We start from the raw sequence: 15,186 nt of genomic DNA, 5'->3' as shown, positions 1-15,186 counted from the left end.
TGTTTAATAGATCGGCGTAGGGTATTTTCGTTGTATGGTAGTCAAATAAGCCCTGCCATTCACGATTTCGATGGTATTGACCGTGGCAAATGACTGCGGGTTATTGGTACCGGAGTGAATGTTAACGATCATATTCGGCACGGTCAGGATGTCCCGTTCAAAGCCGGGTTTGGTCCCGTTGCCATAACAGCTGATCACCGCATAGTTACCCAGTACTTCCGCAGGTGCCTGATCGTTGTACGGATTGTTTTCCGGGTTCATCCCCGGCACCATCAGGGAAATACGCTGCCATGCAGTAGTCCGGATGCCGTCCGTACCATTGGCAGCGAAAAGCGGGAAGCTGTAATAGGGCTGTACTACGTTGGAAGTATTGTTCTGACGCAGGGAGGTCATATACCGGAATCTGTATCCAGGTACGGGGTTGCGCAACTCGTCATTGGTAAAAAGTGAGAACCAGACATTCATCACGTCTTTCACCCCGAACATCAGCAAGCCTGATTGCGGTATTCTTTTTTTCAATGAAATATCCGCGTCGGCAAAGCCATCTGCGCTCATGTTATAAAAGTTTACGTATATCATGGAATCCGACAGCGGCATTTTGTGGAAGATCTCCTGGCGTAACACCATACCATTTTCTTTCGTCCTGAAGTTTTTTTGCAGGATGTGCAGTGTATATACTTCGTGACTGTCGAGCTGTAAAACAGTATCGATCAGCACCTTCTTTTTCAGGCGTTCTTCCAGCTGAAAGAAAGGGGTATTGTTCACCGGCCGGAACATAAACATCACGCGGTGTTTACCGGAAGGTATCTGTGCCCAGCTGGACAGGTCGAAACCGTTGAGTACCGGTCCTACGAGCACGCTTTCTTTACCGGGATATTCCGGGTTTTTGAAAGAGTTGCTGCTACCCACGTGTGAAGGGTATGGTGGCGCATATCCATCCCGCTGGTCCAGGAAATCGCCTACGATGGCGGCGCTGACAGGCATGCCGGAGGCATCTGTTTCCGGGTCTATCAGCATGGCCAGGAATGGTTGTTCTTCATCTTTATTCTCGATGCTCACCGTATAGTTCAGATTATTGAACACACGCAGGTAAGCCGGATCATCGATCTTTTTATGCTCTATCTTGGCACAGCTGCTGAATACGGCCAGCAGCCCTGCTATGACGATGGGAAATGTGAGTTTCATACTTCTACCGGTTATGTTTTACAATGATCATCTTCGCTTTGGACCCTTCAGGAGTATTGGCGCCGTCTTTTCCGATCAGCGCGATGGAATAATAACCGGGCTCCTGGTCAGGCAGTCCGCCTCTGACGTATAGTTCTTTTCTGGCAATCAGGTCGGCGCTTTTTATGACGGGAACCCGGGTGATCCATGTTCCCGGGAATACGCCCGGATTGGCCTGGAACGCCATGATCTCATACGGATCGGCCGCCATCATTAATACTGCATTGGCTGCGTCGTCAGGAATAATACCCGGCTTAAGATTGGAGCTTACACCGTTACGGCCTATCGCCTGTCCGTTGATACCAGTGAAATTCACATTGGCGAAATCGGGGCAGAAATTATAAAAGCGGAACTGAAAGGGATATTTGTACTGTGTCCACCAAAGGGAGCCGTCCTGGCCGTCTTTTTCAATCCTCGGGATGCTGCCGCTCAGGTTATTGGCGGCTATCACGATCTGCGGGGTTCCTTTGGCATCACCATATACCCAGGCGGTATAGTTACCTCCGGGATCTACCCTCTTTTGGGCAGTGGCCAATACTTTACCACCGGCATCGGTCACTTCGATGGTAGTAGTGCCGGTCACCACATTCGTATATTCACCTGCGTTAGCATAGGCAATGTCGTCGCCCACTTTAATGCCATTCACCTTCAACTGCAACGCGCCGGCGCCGGGCAATGCATTTACCGCGTGTAAACGGCCATAGGTGGTATTTGCCGGGTCAGCAATGTCGGCAATGATCTGGAAGGCATTCTGGTAGAAGGTACTTTCATCACCGGTAGACCCGTTATTCAACTTATAGGGCAATTCCTGTGTTGATACAACTATTGTATAAATACCACCGGGCTGAAAAGTACGTATAGGCGCATACGTTAAGTTCACTGATACCGGTCGTGGTACGGGAGAGGTAACTGTTTTAGTGACGGTGGAGGTGGCCGGATCTACCAGGTCCACAAATTCTTCACGGGGACCGCCCGTTGCCGTTACCTGTGTACCTGCGGCCGTCAGTACCCTGAACTGGTAGGTGCCATAGGGCACTTCCACATATTCAGAATATTCACCTACGTTAACATGGGAAGATTTGGGGTCCACCAGCGTACCGTCTGCAAAAGCAAGTGAAAGCGGGCCTAATATCTTTTCCTGGCCGGACTCCGGACGTTTAATATCCCCCGACAGGTTCAGGATACGGATTTTAAAATGGTCCGGACGGGAAGGCGCTTCCACAGAACGCGGCACCCGTAGCACTTCCGGAATATTACCGGTAGTATACAGGTTATTGCGGGTCACATAATAGTCAGCAGGTTGGTTATAATCTTCCTGCACATCAAACTCGGTAGTCGCCACAAATGGATTCAGGGAGATAGCTTCTATTTTCATATGGGCTTTTCCGCCTGCCTGTATAAACTGCCGGGGCACCCACCAGGTGCCGCCCAGACGGCCCTTATCCGGGAAAAACTTCGTGGCCGGGTAACGTGATTTATCCTCATTAACCGGCAGCACCACATAGTTGGTCAGCGTATCGCCGTTGGCGATCAGCTGATTAAAACCAGCCAGATTCACAATCCGGACACTGGAATTGGCCCTTGTGTCATTATTGGTCCGGTTGTCATAAAAGTGGTCCAGTTTATCTTTTTTGCAGGATGTGATGACACTGGTGCCAGCCAGCAACACACCTGCTATGATAGAAATTCGTTTCATTTTCATTTTTTTATTCCGGGATAACCGTTACCGTTAGAACAGATTATAAGTGAAGCCAAACATGATCTCGGTGCCACGCTTAAAGCTGCGGTTAACGAACTTATTGCCGTACCACACGCCCCCGGTGCCTGGTGCGGCGTATACCGTTTCTATGGCCGGGTTCAGGATATTTTTGGCATACCCTTTAAACAGCAGGCGTTTGGTGACCTGTTGCGTGAAGATGAAGTCCAGCACAGGTACCGGCCGGGTATAGAGGTCCGGTTCACCGGTCAGGTTGATCTGCACCAGGCGCTCGCCTACCATATTGAAAGTGGCGGTCAGGTCAGTACCGGATTTGTTGTTCTTGTAATTCAGCCAGGCGTTTACGGAGTAAGGCGCCTGTTCAAACAGCGGACTATATTCCGGTGTATGACGGTCCAGTGATTTATTGGCCGCATATCTTTCCGATGTTTTTTTGATGAGGCTTTGTGCCAGCAACAGGTTGGAACCGAGATTGAAATTTTTCAGCGGGGCAAACAAGCGTCCCAGGTCTTTGACAACTTCCAGCTCCATTCCCCATACTTTACCTTCGTTGGGATCGTTCTGGAACTGGATGGTAGGATATTCAGGATATTTGGCAGCCAGACCGTCTGTTTTCAGGCTGAATACTTTCACCAGCTGATTCTGTATCCGTTTGCCAAACAGTGACACGGAGATCACTTCTCCTCTGTTGGGAAACCATTCCCATCTGAAATCGAGGTTTTCCGTATGCTGGTTGACGAGGTGGGGGTTACCTACCACAAGTCCCATCTGGAAGGCGTCAAATTCAAATACGTTGGTGATCTCCCGAAGCTCCGGCCTTGCCAGTGTAGTGTTATAGCCAACCCTGAAATTCATGGTTTCCACGGGGGTATAAGTCAGGTTAAAGGAATAAAAAGGCTTATAACCAGTCTGGTAGGCCGTGTTCGGATTGATGAGCACCACGGGAATTTTGTTACCGTCTTTGTCCACCGTGGTCAGGGAGGGGTCCAGGTATACGTCAGAAGTATCTACAGCAGATTGAATATTTGTTTTCTCAAAACGTACGCCACCGGTTAAACGCAGATGGGCGGGCAAACGCAGGTCCACCATGCCATAAAAGGCATTGGTTTCAAAAAAACCGGAATAGTTGTTAGGCGATTTCTGGCTGTTGTACAGGAAGCCGCCAACAGGATGGGCGCCTTCACCGGTACTGCCGGTGGGCATCTTAATACCGATCATTTCCGGGCTCACCAAACGGTTCAGGTTACCTTCAGTCACGTACAGGGGATAAGCGCCCAGGGAAGAGAAGTTCGAGCCTGGCAGGAAAAACATATTCTCCCTGAAACTACGGTCACGGTTCAGGTAGTTCACACCGGTTTTGAATTCCTGCTTTTGATTAAACAATGGGAAAGGCAGCGTTACGTCGGCTTTGTAGTTGTAGTTGGTTTCTTTCAGCCTGCGCCAGCGCCGGCCATTAGGTTCCGCCTGGATGATGCCATAGGTGCCGTAACCATTCACATACCCGGAGTTCAGCGCATACAGGTGGTCCGTATAGGTGTTCACGTACTGGCCGGCATCAGCGCCACCTACAGGTCTTTGATAAAATGCGCCGTTACGGGGTGCATAGTCGGTGAGCGTGACAAAACGATAATCCGGATCGTTCTGGGAAGAGTTGGAAGAGGCCACGTTATAGCTCAACCGGGGACTGTATTCTCCTTTCAGGAACTTGTGTTCGCCTTGCAGATTGAAGGTATGCAATGTGCGGAAAGTCTGTTTCAGCGAATAAATAGTGCTGGTAACATCACCGGGCAGCCCGGTATACTCGTATTTTCCATACATATTGATAGCCTGTGCTTCACTGCCCCAGCTACCCAGGTACTGCATACTGATTTCATGACGGGGGTTGAACTTGTAAGTCAACCCCGTCAATAGTCCATAGTTGATTGTTTGTGTTCCGGTGTTCTCTTTATAGGTTTGATATCTGCCCATGAACAGGTTGTTCGGGGTAATATAGTTGGGTATGTTACGCGGACTGTACACATCTTTATTACCGGTGATCACACCCTGATAAATACTGTACTGGGTCAGGTCTCCGCCGTAGATGTCGGAAGAGCGGCTGTAGTAGTTGCCACCAGCCACAATACCAAGGGTATGTTTACGGAATACTTTGTAGCTGTTGCCGTAAGTAGCGGAATAAAGCTGGTTCAGGGGCGCCTTGCGATAGTTGGTGGTCAATACCGGATCGAAAGCATTCATCAGTTTATTGATACGGGAGGCCTCCTGCTGTAAAGCCGGGTTATTAGGGCTGTTGATGATCAGCTGTTGTATCTGTGATAATCCGCCGGGGTACTGTTTGGACAAGTTCAGGAATTCGGAAGAAAGATCTTTTTTATTCACTTTGCTTCCGAAGAAACCCATTTCACTATTATAGAAGCTGTTCATGCTGCCACCGGGACCGATATTGGAGTTAAAACCGGTTTGCGCGATAATGTTGAACACAGCACTGTCAGGAACGGATTTCGTTTTCAGTTCCACGATGCCGGCAGCCGCATCGGCGGGCTTGTCTGGCGTCACTGTTTTGAAGATGGTGATATTATCGAGGAGGGAAGCCGGCACGAGGTCCAGCGGGATAGCGCTTCTGTCCGGATCGGAAGAGGCCAGGCGCACGCCGTTCAGCTGTCCTATCACGCTACGGTCGCCGAGGCCGCGGATCGCTACATATTTATCGTCGGTGATGGTTACGCCGGACACTTTCTGCAACGCCTGTGTGGTAGTGATACTGCCAGTACGTTCTATCTGCGCGGCAGATATCGCGTCCTGAACGATAGCGGCATTTTTTCGGTCTTGCAGCACCGCGATGTCAGTATTGAGCTTGCGCCGTGCGTTGACGGTCACCTCACTGAGCTGTTTGCTGGAAACGGTGAGAGCGATGATCATGGTGCCGCCGGCCGCATTTGCCTTCACCTCTCTTGATTCGTAACCGATATAGCTGACAACCAGCGTCACGCCGCTTTGCGCCACGATGAGATTAAATACACCGTTCATATCTGTGGAAGCGCCGGTAGCGGAGCCTTTCACGCGTACAGAAACACCGGGGATGGCTTCTTTGGTTTTGCTGTCGATCACTTTCCCGGAGATCTTCACGGGCGCCGGCTGCTGGGTGATCACCACGTAACCTTCCACCAGCTTGTATTCCAGGCCTGTATTTTCCAGCATGCCATGTAAGGCGTCCTGGATACGGATATCAGCACTGCTGACGGTTACCTTTTTATGGGTTTTCTCCAGCAATTCTTCCGGTAACATAAATTTAACTTCGCTCTGCTTTTCGATAGCGAGCAAAGCCTCCTTCAGGGCTACCTTGTTCAATTGCAGGTTTATTTTCCGGGTCAGATCCTGGCTATTTACATTTGCGGCCAAAAGCAACCCCGCTGCGGTGAGTTGCAATACCAGCACAATAAATGAACATCTCATCAGGAAATAAATTAAGGGCCTTGGTCCTTCCCTTTTACCCAACGGCGCGCCGGACTGGTTTTGCTCCGGGCGGGCCCGTTGGCAGGCGAAGGTGGGTTGCATGCTAAATCTTAAAGGATTTCTTTTTAATCCTTTTTCCATACTTTTGAATGTTACTGGTTAATCCCGGTTTTCCGGGAAATCTGGTATCTCTTTTCAGATGCCTGTTCGTCGTCCAAAACTTATCAGGCATCATGAAATCACTTTGAGACGTTCCCGTGTATTTGTCAGATACCGGGAACGTTTTTTTAGTTGTGTACTGTTAGTGCATATGTTTGTTTTGCGCGTTAATGAATAGTGACCTGCCGGTTGTTTATCTTGTAGGTAAATCTGCTGCCGGCGCTCAATACACGGAGTGTTTCCTCCAATGGCCTGTTGGCTGACAGTGTAACAGTGATCCGCTTTTGCGCGGTAGTTGTTTGTTTAAAACTGATGCTCACATTATACCAACGCTCCAGCACGTCCGCCACTTCCCTTAATGTACTGTTGTTAAACGCCAGGCGTGCATTTTTCCAGCCGGCAATATCTGCTACCGGCATTTCCGCCATGGTGGCTTTTTGGGCGACCGGGTCCCAGGTGACCTGCTGACCAGGTGTTAACACCGTTACAGATGGCGTATAACCGTTAGCGTTATCAGAATGTTCTACCTGTACTTTACCGGTAGCCACCGCTACCGTCAGTGGCGTTCCCTTGAAAGCATTGATCTTAAAGGAGGTCCCCAACACCCGTGTTTGCACATTGCCGGTATGCACAATAAAAGGATGCGCCGGATCTTCGCTGATCTCAAAGAAAGCTTCACCGGTAAGCGTAATTTCCCTGGAAGGGCCGTTAAATGCTTCCGGATATTCCAGCTTACTGTCTGCCCCCAGATGTATCACTGATCCGTCTGCCAGCGTGATCACGGCCCGCTGACCTCTGGGGTTTTGTTTTTCAAGATTGGCCAGCGCCATGGAGGTGGCTTTGCCGTGCTTCCTGTATTGCTGTACCCCGATTGTGCCCAGCGCAGACACCAGGAGGGTCCAGATAGCAGCGCGGCGCAGGAAAGAGAGCCGCTTCACCCGTCGTTGCACAACAGGTGCCTGCTCCGGTTCTATGGCCGCTATACGCTGTCGCAGCACTGTTTTCCAGTCTTCCGCCTGTTGGTCGTCTACCCTGATCTGCTCCATCAGCAACATGTCTGCTGTCAACCGCTCCGTCAACACTTCATCCAGTAACTGCTGTCCTTCCGGTTGCTGCATAAAAGCGGCCACCATCAGTTTTTCTTCTGCGGTGCAGCGATTATCCAGGTATTTGTTCATTAATGCTTTCGTGATCGTATTTGCCATGTTGATAAGTGAACGACGGTCCGTTCACTTATATAGGGCAGAAAAAAAAGAAGAGGGGCTAATGGGGTTATCACAGGTAACAATTACATAACATTGACCGGGTTGATCAGGGCATCCACCAATAAAATATAACGACCATGGTTACGTCCGTATAGTCTTTCAGGTGATGCCTGAAATGGTTCAGGGAAGCTTTAATATGATTCTTAACAGTAAACAGCGACAGGTTCAACTCTTTGGCAATTTCCGCATGGGAGCGATGTTCATGGCGGCTCATTTTAAATACACGCTGACGTTGCGGACTGAGTTCATCCAATTTATCAAGATACGCCTGCGTTAATTCGTGACAGCTCATCTGGTTATCTGCCGCGGGGGTCAACAGTGTTTCGTCGTCAAATGCCTGTTCAATGGGCAACATGGCCAATGACTTTTTGGTCATGGCTTTGATAACGGCATTTTTGATGGCACGGAATAAATAAGGCGCCAGTTGCACGTCCGGGTCCAGTTGCTGTCTTTTCTCCCAAACCCACAACATCAGGTCCATCATCGTTTCTTCTGCGATGCCCTTGTCCTGCAAATAGTTCAGCGCATAGTTATACAACCTTCTGGAATACCGGTCGAACAATATTTCGAACGCCTTCACATTATCGAGCCTGCATTGTTCCAACAGTGAATAATCTGATAAGTCGTGTAGAGCTTCGCTCATATATTCCTTCCAATTTTTCCAGTCGCAAACATAAGGGCAAAAAAACAGCAGCGATATTATCTAAACATTAACTTTTGTTGTAGTGTTATTGCCCCGGTTGTTGTGCAATGGCTTTCTTCGCGGGGTCTTCTATACCAGCTATTGAAGACATCGATGCCAAACTGCCGCCCCTGGCTATCATATCGGGTACGGTCAACATTACGAGGGAAGTTCCCACACCGGTGAGCATACGGCGGCGGGTGATCTTGCTGTCTGATTCCATAACCTGTGTTTTAATGGTGAGCACGGCTGCCTAAGCAAGACAACCATGCATAGCGGGGCACATTTTCCATGCCAGAACAACATCGGAATCTCAGCAGTAATGGTATAAAAAAGAGAGCCGCTTTATAAAAGCGGCTCTCTGAGATTATTTACTGATAGGCTTTCCTTGTTCATCAAAGGTTTCTATCTTAGTTTGATTTTGTTTATCTACATAGATTTTAATCCTCACTTTTCCTTTCTGGTCACGGATAAACAGCCCCACTTCATCTTTCCAGGTGCGGCCAACAAAGAGCCTTTCAGTGCCAAACTTCCCTTCCGAAGCCAGCTGGTTCGTTGCCTCTTCATATATCTTTTCATTCTTCAGCGCTTTCAGTGAATCTGTCACCTTTAACATGCGCGCAAGGGTAAAGTCATCCGGGCGGTCCCATATTTTCAGGCCGTAGGAACGGGCTTTGTTTCCTTCGAGCTCCTGCATGTATTGCAGCTGCATAATTTGATCATTGCGATATTGATCTACGGAATACACCATACCGGCGCCATCTTTTTTGGTGGCGTCATATACCAGGCCGCCGCATTCGTCACCCGCGCTGTTGAAGAAAATGAGGCCTGCCGATCTTTCCCTGGCGGCTATCGGTTTACCCTCTACCAGGCCAGGGTGCTGCCGTTCAGCGTTGGAGATGACCATTTTCAGGGTACCGTCTTTTTCAATTACATTAATTCTTTCTACATCGATTTCCTGAAAACGTTGTTTGCCGAAGTCCGTACGGAAAGCCATAAAAAAGAAGGCTATCAGTACAGTGGTGAGAATAAGAGCATAGGCTTTTAAAAAACGGACTTCACGTTGTAATTTTTCCATTTTATTGATCGATTTTAAATGTGTGGTGACAATTGTTTATTTAGTAATCAGTAATGATAAAGCAAATATCATTCATCACGCGTTTTTTTGCCCCGCAAATTTGTCACATCTCCCCCTGTTCCCTATCCCAAAACAAGCGTAGGTTTGCTGAACATAAACATATCATGAGAAAACTGATCTTACAAATGCAGCTGTCTGTGGACGGCTTTGCGGCGGCGGCCGACGGAAGCGGCAGCTGGATGATTTGGAGTTATGGGGACAACTGGACCTGGGACCCTGCCCTGCAGGATTATCATACTGCACTGATAGCATCCGCAGACGAGATATTGTTAAGCAGAAAGATGGCCGAAGAAGGTTTCATCGGCCACTGGGAAAAAATGGCGGGGCAGGTCAACAATCCACAGGCCGTATTTGCCGGACATATCCGGGATGCGGGGAAAGTTGTGTTCACGCATACGCTGGACCAATCTAACTGGCCAAATACAGTGCTGGCCAAAGGCGATCTTACAGCAGAAGTGAAGGCGCTGAAAAAAAAGCAGGGGAAAAATATGATAGTATTTGGCGGTGTTTCCTTTGTATCTGCGCTGATTGCAGCGGGACTGATAGACGAGTATCATCTCATCATCAATCCCGCAGCTATCGGCAGGGGAATGCCCGTTTTTGACAAGGTGCAGGGCGTATTGGGACTGTCGCTGGTCAACGCCACTGCGTACCCGTCCGGTATAGTTGTGTTACAATACCGTTATGCAGGCTGATAACAGAGCAGCATCACGCCTTTATCCAGCTGACGGCTGCCGGTGAGCTGTAAACCGGTCTGCATGCCTTCGCCGAAGAAACGTTTGCCACCGCCCATTAGGAACGGATGTACGAGGAACTGGTACTCATCAATCAGGCCTGCTTTGGCCAGCGATTGGACCAGCGCCGCGCTGCCTTCTATCTGTATCTCTTTGCCTGGTTGTTGTTTCAGCCGGGCTATCTCCTGTTCAATATTATCCCGGATGATGGTGGAATGCTCCCAGGTGGCTTCTTTCAGGGTAGTGGACACCACGTACTTCTGTACGCTGTTCAATTTGGCAGCTACGCCCATTTCATTATTTTTCAGGGAAGACCAGTAAGGGGCCAGCATCTCATATGTTTTGCGGCCGAAAAGGATAGCATCTGCCGACAGAATGCCTTCGCGTATAATGTCCTGACGCGCCTGGCTGTCGTAAGGGTTAAACCACTGTCCCATGCTTTCAGCATCAAAAATACCGTCCAGTGTCATCCAGGTAGAAACGATTAACTTTCTCATACGTTGTTTTTTTTGATACAAAGTAACGACGGCAACCATCCATGGTATAGAACAAACCCGACAATCTTCAGGCGGGGAAGTCCGTGGCCGCTTTCTGGTATTCCAGCGGCGTAAGACCGGTAAAATCACGGAATGCCCTGATCAGGTGGCTCTGATCTGCATAACCGTGCTGAAAAGCCACGCCAGCCATGTCCGTAAAGCCATTACCGCCCAGTTGCCGCAACGCGGCATCAAACTGACAAATACGGCCAAACGTTTTAGGCGACACGCCCACATGCATATCGAACATACGCTGCAAAGTACGCTCTGTCACATATAACTCCTGCTGTACCTTCAGCATGGACAATGCTCCGCTATGCTGCTGTATCATCCTGGTGGCAAAAAGGACAGGTTGATGTATGTCCAGTTTACCAGGAGATATCAACCGTAAGAAATAATTATTCATCAGGGCCAATCGCTGTTCCAGCGACGGAGCGTTCAGCAGCTGTTCCCGCACGCGCATGTCCCGTGCCGGTTCAGACAAACTGATATCCACACTCAGGTCTGTCAGTTCCCGGGCACTCCAGCCAAACAGGGCTTTCAGTATATGTGGATACAGAAAATACGCGATCAGTGTCGTTGGCCCGGATACCGGTAAAAGAATAGGGCGGATATTCTGCCCGTATAGTACAAGATGATCTACTTTGAGATGGCTGGCTGTCAGCTGGAAAACAACGCTGGGATATCCTTTTGCGATCAAAGGCAGGAAAGTGTCAAAAGCCAGGCGCTCACTCTCCAGTACCATGATGTGGCTTACATAACCGGCCAATGCAGGAAGCGGTGTGATCAGTTGCGTTCTCATTTAACAACGTGTATGCTGTAAGTTAAACTTTATCTGTCAGCCACGGAATAGCATTTTTTATGAACTAATTAAATATTTTTTTGTAATTACGTATATGCCATACACACACATTCTATACAAACGCTGGAATATCGCCTTACCTCTCTGGAGCCTCGTCAGTCCCCTGATAGGGCTTGTCATCCTGATGCTGGCCGGCAGCATACACAGTATGTTTTTTTCGCTGCTGATGGCCGTATCCCTGATCAGTATCGTATTGTCTGCCGTACATCATGCCGAAGTAGTGGCCCACAGAGTGGGAGAACCTTATGGCACGCTTATCCTGGCGCTGGCCATCACGGTGATAGAAGTATCGCTGATAGTGTCCCTGATGCTGAGCGAAGGTGCCGAAGGGTCCACCCTGGCCAGGGACACCGTATTTGCCGCCATCATGATCCTATTGACCGGTATCATTGGCCTCTGCCTGCTCCTCGGGGGCTATCGCTACAAAGAACAGGTGTTTATCAAACAAGGCACCAATGCGGCTCTTACCACTCTAACGGCTATCTCTATACTGACATTGGTATTGCCCAACTATACCACCACTACGCCCGGACCTGTATATTCCAACAGTCAGCTGCTGTTTGTGGCGATCATTTCCCTTGTATTGTACGGTGGTTTTGTATCCGTACAAACCGGCCGCCACAGGGACTATTTCCTGCCGGAAGAAGAAGGGGATACACATTCCGCTCCACCGAACAACCTGACGACCACCCTCAGTATGTTGTTTCTGCTGATTGCATTGGTATTGGTCGTGATGCTGTCGAAAAAACTGTCGCCCACCATAGAATCGATGGTCATCAGCATGGGCGCGCCTAAAAGCCTTGTGGGCATTATCATTGCAGCAGTCATCCTGTTGCCGGAGGGGCTGGCGGCCATACGCGCGGCGCGGCGCAACAGGCTGCAAACGAGCCTGAACCTGGCACTGGGCTCAGCACTGGCCAGTATAGGGCTTACCATCCCTGCAGTGGCCATCGTCACCGTCTTTGCAGGTTTCAGCGTTACGCTGGGCATAGACACCAAATCCACTTTATTGCTGATATTATCCCTGTTCACCATCAGTATATCCTTTAACGCCGGCCGTACCAATATCCTTCAGGGCATTGTGCTGCTGGTGATCCTGGCGACTTATTTATTTACGACAGTTGTACCTTAACCTTTAAACAATCCGCATTCTTCCTGGTGGGTGTCGTCTCCCTGCAATAAGCAGATGAACAGATCCTATTAAAATTTTCCCGATTGCGTATTTTTTTTTCCCAATTCAATAAATGCCTGGCAGAAGCCGGGCTTATCTTCATATTCTGGGGATACACCACATCCCCTTGCTTACAACGAGCAATAAATTTTCGTACGAGAAGGCCGGCCATTTCTGGCTGGCCATTTATGATAGCCGATATTTGAATTATATTGTCAGGTAAAAGCAGCCGCTAACTTATCCTGTCCCATGCTTCGCCATTTCCCATACATTCTGATGTATTGCCTGATACAGTTTTCAGGTTTTTCACTATATGCTCAGTCGCAGCTGCCGGACGTTTACGGTTACCGTCACCTGCAAACCACCTTCAGGGGCGATACGGTAGACATCCTGATCAAATCCAAAAAAGGAGAGGAACAGGTCAGAAAACCGCTCTTCCTTTTTTGCCAGGGCAGCCTGCCACAGCCATTGCTGGTCCGGTACGAACAAAACGGCCAGACAGCTGTCATTCCGGCATTTGTATTTAATCCCGACAGCCTCGCCCAACATTATCACCTGGCTATTATCGGCAAAGCGTATGTCCCGCTGGTGGCCGATGAACGCAACCTCGGCCCCGATATGGCCTATAAAGACAGTACCGGCCTGTTTCCCCGGAAATACCTGGAGCGGTATTATCTTGACTACTACGTGGACCGCAACCTCGCCGTGATAAAGTTTCTGCAAAAACAACCCTGGATTGCCCGCAGCCCGCTGGTGGTGGCCGGACATTCCGAAGGGAGCACCATCAGCGCCAAAATGGCCATGCGCAGTAAATCAATCACCCATCTGATATATTCCGGCGGAAACCCGCAGGGCCGCATGCTCACCCTGATAGAACGGGAACGGGCACACGAAAAAGACAGTACCAGCGGCACCGGCGCCCTCTTCTCCCGGTGGGAAAAAATAACAGCAAACCCGCAGAACATGGATTTCTCCGCGGGAGACACCTACAAAGTGACCCACGACTTCTCTGATCCACCAGCAGCATATCTCAGTCGACTCAAAATCCCCGTGCTCATCACCTTCGGCACCCGCGATGCAGGCGTCCCTTACCTCGACATGTTCCGCATAGACATGGTCCGCCGGCATAAACAAAATTTTAACTACCGCGAATACATCGGTACAGAACATAATTATTTCCCGCTAAAACCCAATGGAGAGCCCGACTACGGTGTATTCAACTGGGACAAGGTAGCGGAAGACTGGCGTCAGTGGCTGCTCACCCAGCGACCTCTGCCAACGTTAAACTTACCCCCTTCCAGACCGTCAAACAAGTGAACCTAACCATAAGGTCATGAAAAAGTTTGTCGTGATAATAATATGCACTTTGCTGGCTGTTGCTGCTGCCACACCACGGGCATATGCACAAGTCAGCATTGGCGTTTCTGTAGGCATCGCGCCGCCTACGATACCGGTCTATACACAGCCTCCCTGCCCCGGCGACGGTTACATGTGGGTCCCCGGATACTGGGCCTACAGTACCCACTACTACTGGGTCCCGGGCATATGGGTGAGAGCTCCTTATGTAGGCGCCCTCTGGACTCCCGGCTACTGGGGCTTTATAGGCGGCGTATATCGCTGGCATGCCGGTTACTGGGGCCCGCACATCGGGTACTATGGCGGCATTAACTATGGCTGCGGGTATTTCGGCACAGGGTTCTCCGGCGGTATGTGGCGGGGCAATTCCTTCCATTACAATACAGCTATCACCAGAGTGAATACCACAGTGGTGCACAACACCTATATCAACAGAAGCGTGGTCAATAACAACATCAGTAATAACCGTACCAGTTATACCCGGAATGTGGTAAACGACAACCGCGAAAACTTCACCCGGAATAATAACAATACAACGATTAACAATAACCGGGAGAACTTCACCCGGAATAATAACAACACAACGATCAACAATAACCGGGAGAACTTCACCCGGAATAATAATAACAATACGGTAAACAACAACCGTGACAACTTCGCCAGAAACAATAACATGAACGCCTCCCGCAGTAGCTGGAATGGCAACCACCAGGCAGGCATGAACAGGCCGATGGCCATGAGCAGAGCGTCCCGTCCGCAAGGCAACTTTATGCGTCAGCCATCAGGAGGCGGTAGTTTCCACGGCGGCGGCGGTGGCCACTTCGGTGGTGGCGGCGGACATTTTGGCGGTGGAGGTGGCCACTTTGGTGGCGGAGGTCACGGCAGGCACTAG

Annotated in this window: 13 protein-coding genes; 4 read left to right on the top strand and 9 right to left on the bottom strand. The window is 49.7% G+C overall.

The genetic code is table 11. The annotated features are described in order from the left end of the window. Nucleotides 1–3: 3 nt before the first annotated feature. From ACTJJS_RS18800 to ACTJJS_RS18770, 7 genes are all read right to left on the bottom strand, one after another. Nucleotides 4–1,185 (bottom strand): hypothetical protein, encoded by a 1,182-nt coding sequence (locus ACTJJS_RS18800; RefSeq protein WP_440664839.1) that lies wholly within the window; start codon nucleotides 1,183–1,185, stop codon nucleotides 4–6. Between the two features lie 4 nt (nucleotides 1,186–1,189). After that, complete coding sequence (locus tag ACTJJS_RS18795; protein ID WP_440664838.1) at nucleotides 1,190–2,920, bottom strand: DUF4397 domain-containing protein; 1,731 nt, start codon at nucleotides 2,918–2,920, stop codon at nucleotides 1,190–1,192. A gap of 33 nt (nucleotides 2,921–2,953) precedes the next feature. After that, nucleotides 2,954–6,391 (bottom strand): carboxypeptidase-like regulatory domain-containing protein, encoded by a 3,438-nt coding sequence (locus tag ACTJJS_RS18790; RefSeq protein ID WP_440664837.1) that lies wholly within the window; start codon nucleotides 6,389–6,391, stop codon nucleotides 2,954–2,956. A 326-nt stretch (nucleotides 6,392–6,717) separates the two neighbouring features. After that, complete coding sequence (locus ACTJJS_RS18785; protein WP_440664836.1) at nucleotides 6,718–7,755, bottom strand: FecR family protein; 1,038 nt, start codon at nucleotides 7,753–7,755, stop codon at nucleotides 6,718–6,720. Nucleotides 7,756–7,861: 106 nt separating this feature from the next. Beyond that, nucleotides 7,862–8,458 carry an RNA polymerase sigma-70 factor gene (locus ACTJJS_RS18780; RefSeq protein ID WP_440664835.1) on the bottom strand — a complete coding sequence of 199 codons (597 nt, stop codon included), beginning with the start codon at nucleotides 8,456–8,458 and terminating at the stop codon, nucleotides 7,862–7,864. 85 nt (nucleotides 8,459–8,543) lie between these two features. Continuing rightward, on the bottom strand, nucleotides 8,544–8,720 hold the full coding sequence (locus ACTJJS_RS18775) for a hypothetical protein (protein ID WP_440664834.1): 177 nt from the start codon (nucleotides 8,718–8,720) through the stop codon (nucleotides 8,544–8,546). Nucleotides 8,721–8,864: 144 nt separating this feature from the next. After that, nucleotides 8,865–9,575 carry a hypothetical protein gene (locus ACTJJS_RS18770; protein WP_440664833.1) on the bottom strand — a complete coding sequence of 237 codons (711 nt, stop codon included), beginning with the start codon at nucleotides 9,573–9,575 and terminating at the stop codon, nucleotides 8,865–8,867. A gap of 164 nt (nucleotides 9,576–9,739) precedes the next feature. On the opposite strand from ACTJJS_RS18770, the gene ACTJJS_RS18765 reads away from it, so the two are divergent. Next, nucleotides 9,740–10,330: a dihydrofolate reductase family protein gene (locus ACTJJS_RS18765; protein ID WP_440664832.1), complete on the top strand. Its 591-nt coding sequence runs from the start codon at nucleotides 9,740–9,742 to the stop codon at nucleotides 10,328–10,330. Here ACTJJS_RS18765 and ACTJJS_RS18760 read toward each other — a convergent pair. Beyond that, nucleotides 10,318–10,866: a dihydrofolate reductase family protein gene (locus ACTJJS_RS18760; RefSeq protein ID WP_440664831.1), complete on the bottom strand. Its 549-nt coding sequence runs from the start codon at nucleotides 10,864–10,866 to the stop codon at nucleotides 10,318–10,320. The two genes, ACTJJS_RS18765 and ACTJJS_RS18760, sit on opposite strands and share 13 nt — an antisense overlap. 67 nt (nucleotides 10,867–10,933) lie before the next feature. After that, a complete protein-coding gene (locus ACTJJS_RS18755; protein WP_440664830.1) occupies nucleotides 10,934–11,707 on the bottom strand; it encodes a helix-turn-helix domain-containing protein in 774 nt (257 codons plus the stop codon). 94 nt (nucleotides 11,708–11,801) lie between these two features. Between ACTJJS_RS18755 and ACTJJS_RS18750 the strand changes: the two genes are divergently transcribed. The 3 genes from ACTJJS_RS18750 (at nucleotide 11,802) to ACTJJS_RS18740 (ending at nucleotide 15,186) form a co-directional block, all read left to right on the top strand. Continuing rightward, nucleotides 11,802–12,899, top strand: a complete 1,098-nt coding sequence (locus ACTJJS_RS18750) for a calcium:proton antiporter (RefSeq protein WP_440664829.1) — start codon at nucleotides 11,802–11,804, stop codon at nucleotides 12,897–12,899. 288 nt (nucleotides 12,900–13,187) lie between these two features. After that, nucleotides 13,188–14,255 (top strand): hypothetical protein, encoded by a 1,068-nt coding sequence (locus tag ACTJJS_RS18745; RefSeq protein WP_440664828.1) that lies wholly within the window; start codon nucleotides 13,188–13,190, stop codon nucleotides 14,253–14,255. 16 nt (nucleotides 14,256–14,271) lie between these two features. Then, nucleotides 14,272–15,186 carry a hypothetical protein gene (locus tag ACTJJS_RS18740; RefSeq protein ID WP_440664827.1) on the top strand — a complete coding sequence of 305 codons (915 nt, stop codon included), beginning with the start codon at nucleotides 14,272–14,274 and terminating at the stop codon, nucleotides 15,184–15,186.

This window comes from Chitinophaga sp. 22308 (assembly GCF_052045305.1).
In the GTDB taxonomy this organism is placed as follows: domain Bacteria; phylum Bacteroidota; class Bacteroidia; order Chitinophagales; family Chitinophagaceae; genus Chitinophaga; species Chitinophaga varians_A.
The sequence above is the reverse complement of the archived record's forward strand: the minus strand, read 5'-3'. Positions and strand labels throughout refer to the sequence as shown.

Bases quoted from the DNA above. Each gene is read 5' to 3' on its own strand.
- ACTJJS_RS18755 (WP_440664830.1), bottom strand. From the start codon at position 11,707: ATGAGAACGCAACTGATCACACCGCTTCCTGCATTGGCCGGTTATGTA.
- ACTJJS_RS18745 (WP_440664828.1), top strand. From the start codon at position 13,188: ATGCTTCGCCATTTCCCATACATTCTGATGTATTGCCTGATACAGTTT.
- ACTJJS_RS18780 (WP_440664835.1), bottom strand. From the start codon at position 8,458: ATGAGCGAAGCTCTACACGACTTATCAGATTATTCACTGTTGGAACAA.
- ACTJJS_RS18770 (WP_440664833.1), bottom strand. From the start codon at position 9,575: ATGGAAAAATTACAACGTGAAGTCCGTTTTTTAAAAGCCTATGCTCTT.
- ACTJJS_RS18800 (WP_440664839.1), bottom strand. From the start codon at position 1,185: ATGAAACTCACATTTCCCATCGTCATAGCAGGGCTGCTGGCCGTATTC.
- ACTJJS_RS18740 (WP_440664827.1), top strand. From the start codon at position 14,272: ATGAAAAAGTTTGTCGTGATAATAATATGCACTTTGCTGGCTGTTGCT.
- ACTJJS_RS18790 (WP_440664837.1), bottom strand. From the start codon at position 6,391: ATGAGATGTTCATTTATTGTGCTGGTATTGCAACTCACCGCAGCGGGG.
- ACTJJS_RS18775 (WP_440664834.1), bottom strand. From the start codon at position 8,720: ATGGAATCAGACAGCAAGATCACCCGCCGCCGTATGCTCACCGGTGTG.
- ACTJJS_RS18750 (WP_440664829.1), top strand. From the start codon at position 11,802: ATGCCATACACACACATTCTATACAAACGCTGGAATATCGCCTTACCT.
- ACTJJS_RS18785 (WP_440664836.1), bottom strand. From the start codon at position 7,755: ATGGCAAATACGATCACGAAAGCATTAATGAACAAATACCTGGATAAT.
- ACTJJS_RS18765 (WP_440664832.1), top strand. From the start codon at position 9,740: ATGAGAAAACTGATCTTACAAATGCAGCTGTCTGTGGACGGCTTTGCG.
- ACTJJS_RS18760 (WP_440664831.1), bottom strand. From the start codon at position 10,866: ATGAGAAAGTTAATCGTTTCTACCTGGATGACACTGGACGGTATTTTT.
- ACTJJS_RS18795 (WP_440664838.1), bottom strand. From the start codon at position 2,920: ATGAAACGAATTTCTATCATAGCAGGTGTGTTGCTGGCTGGCACCAGT.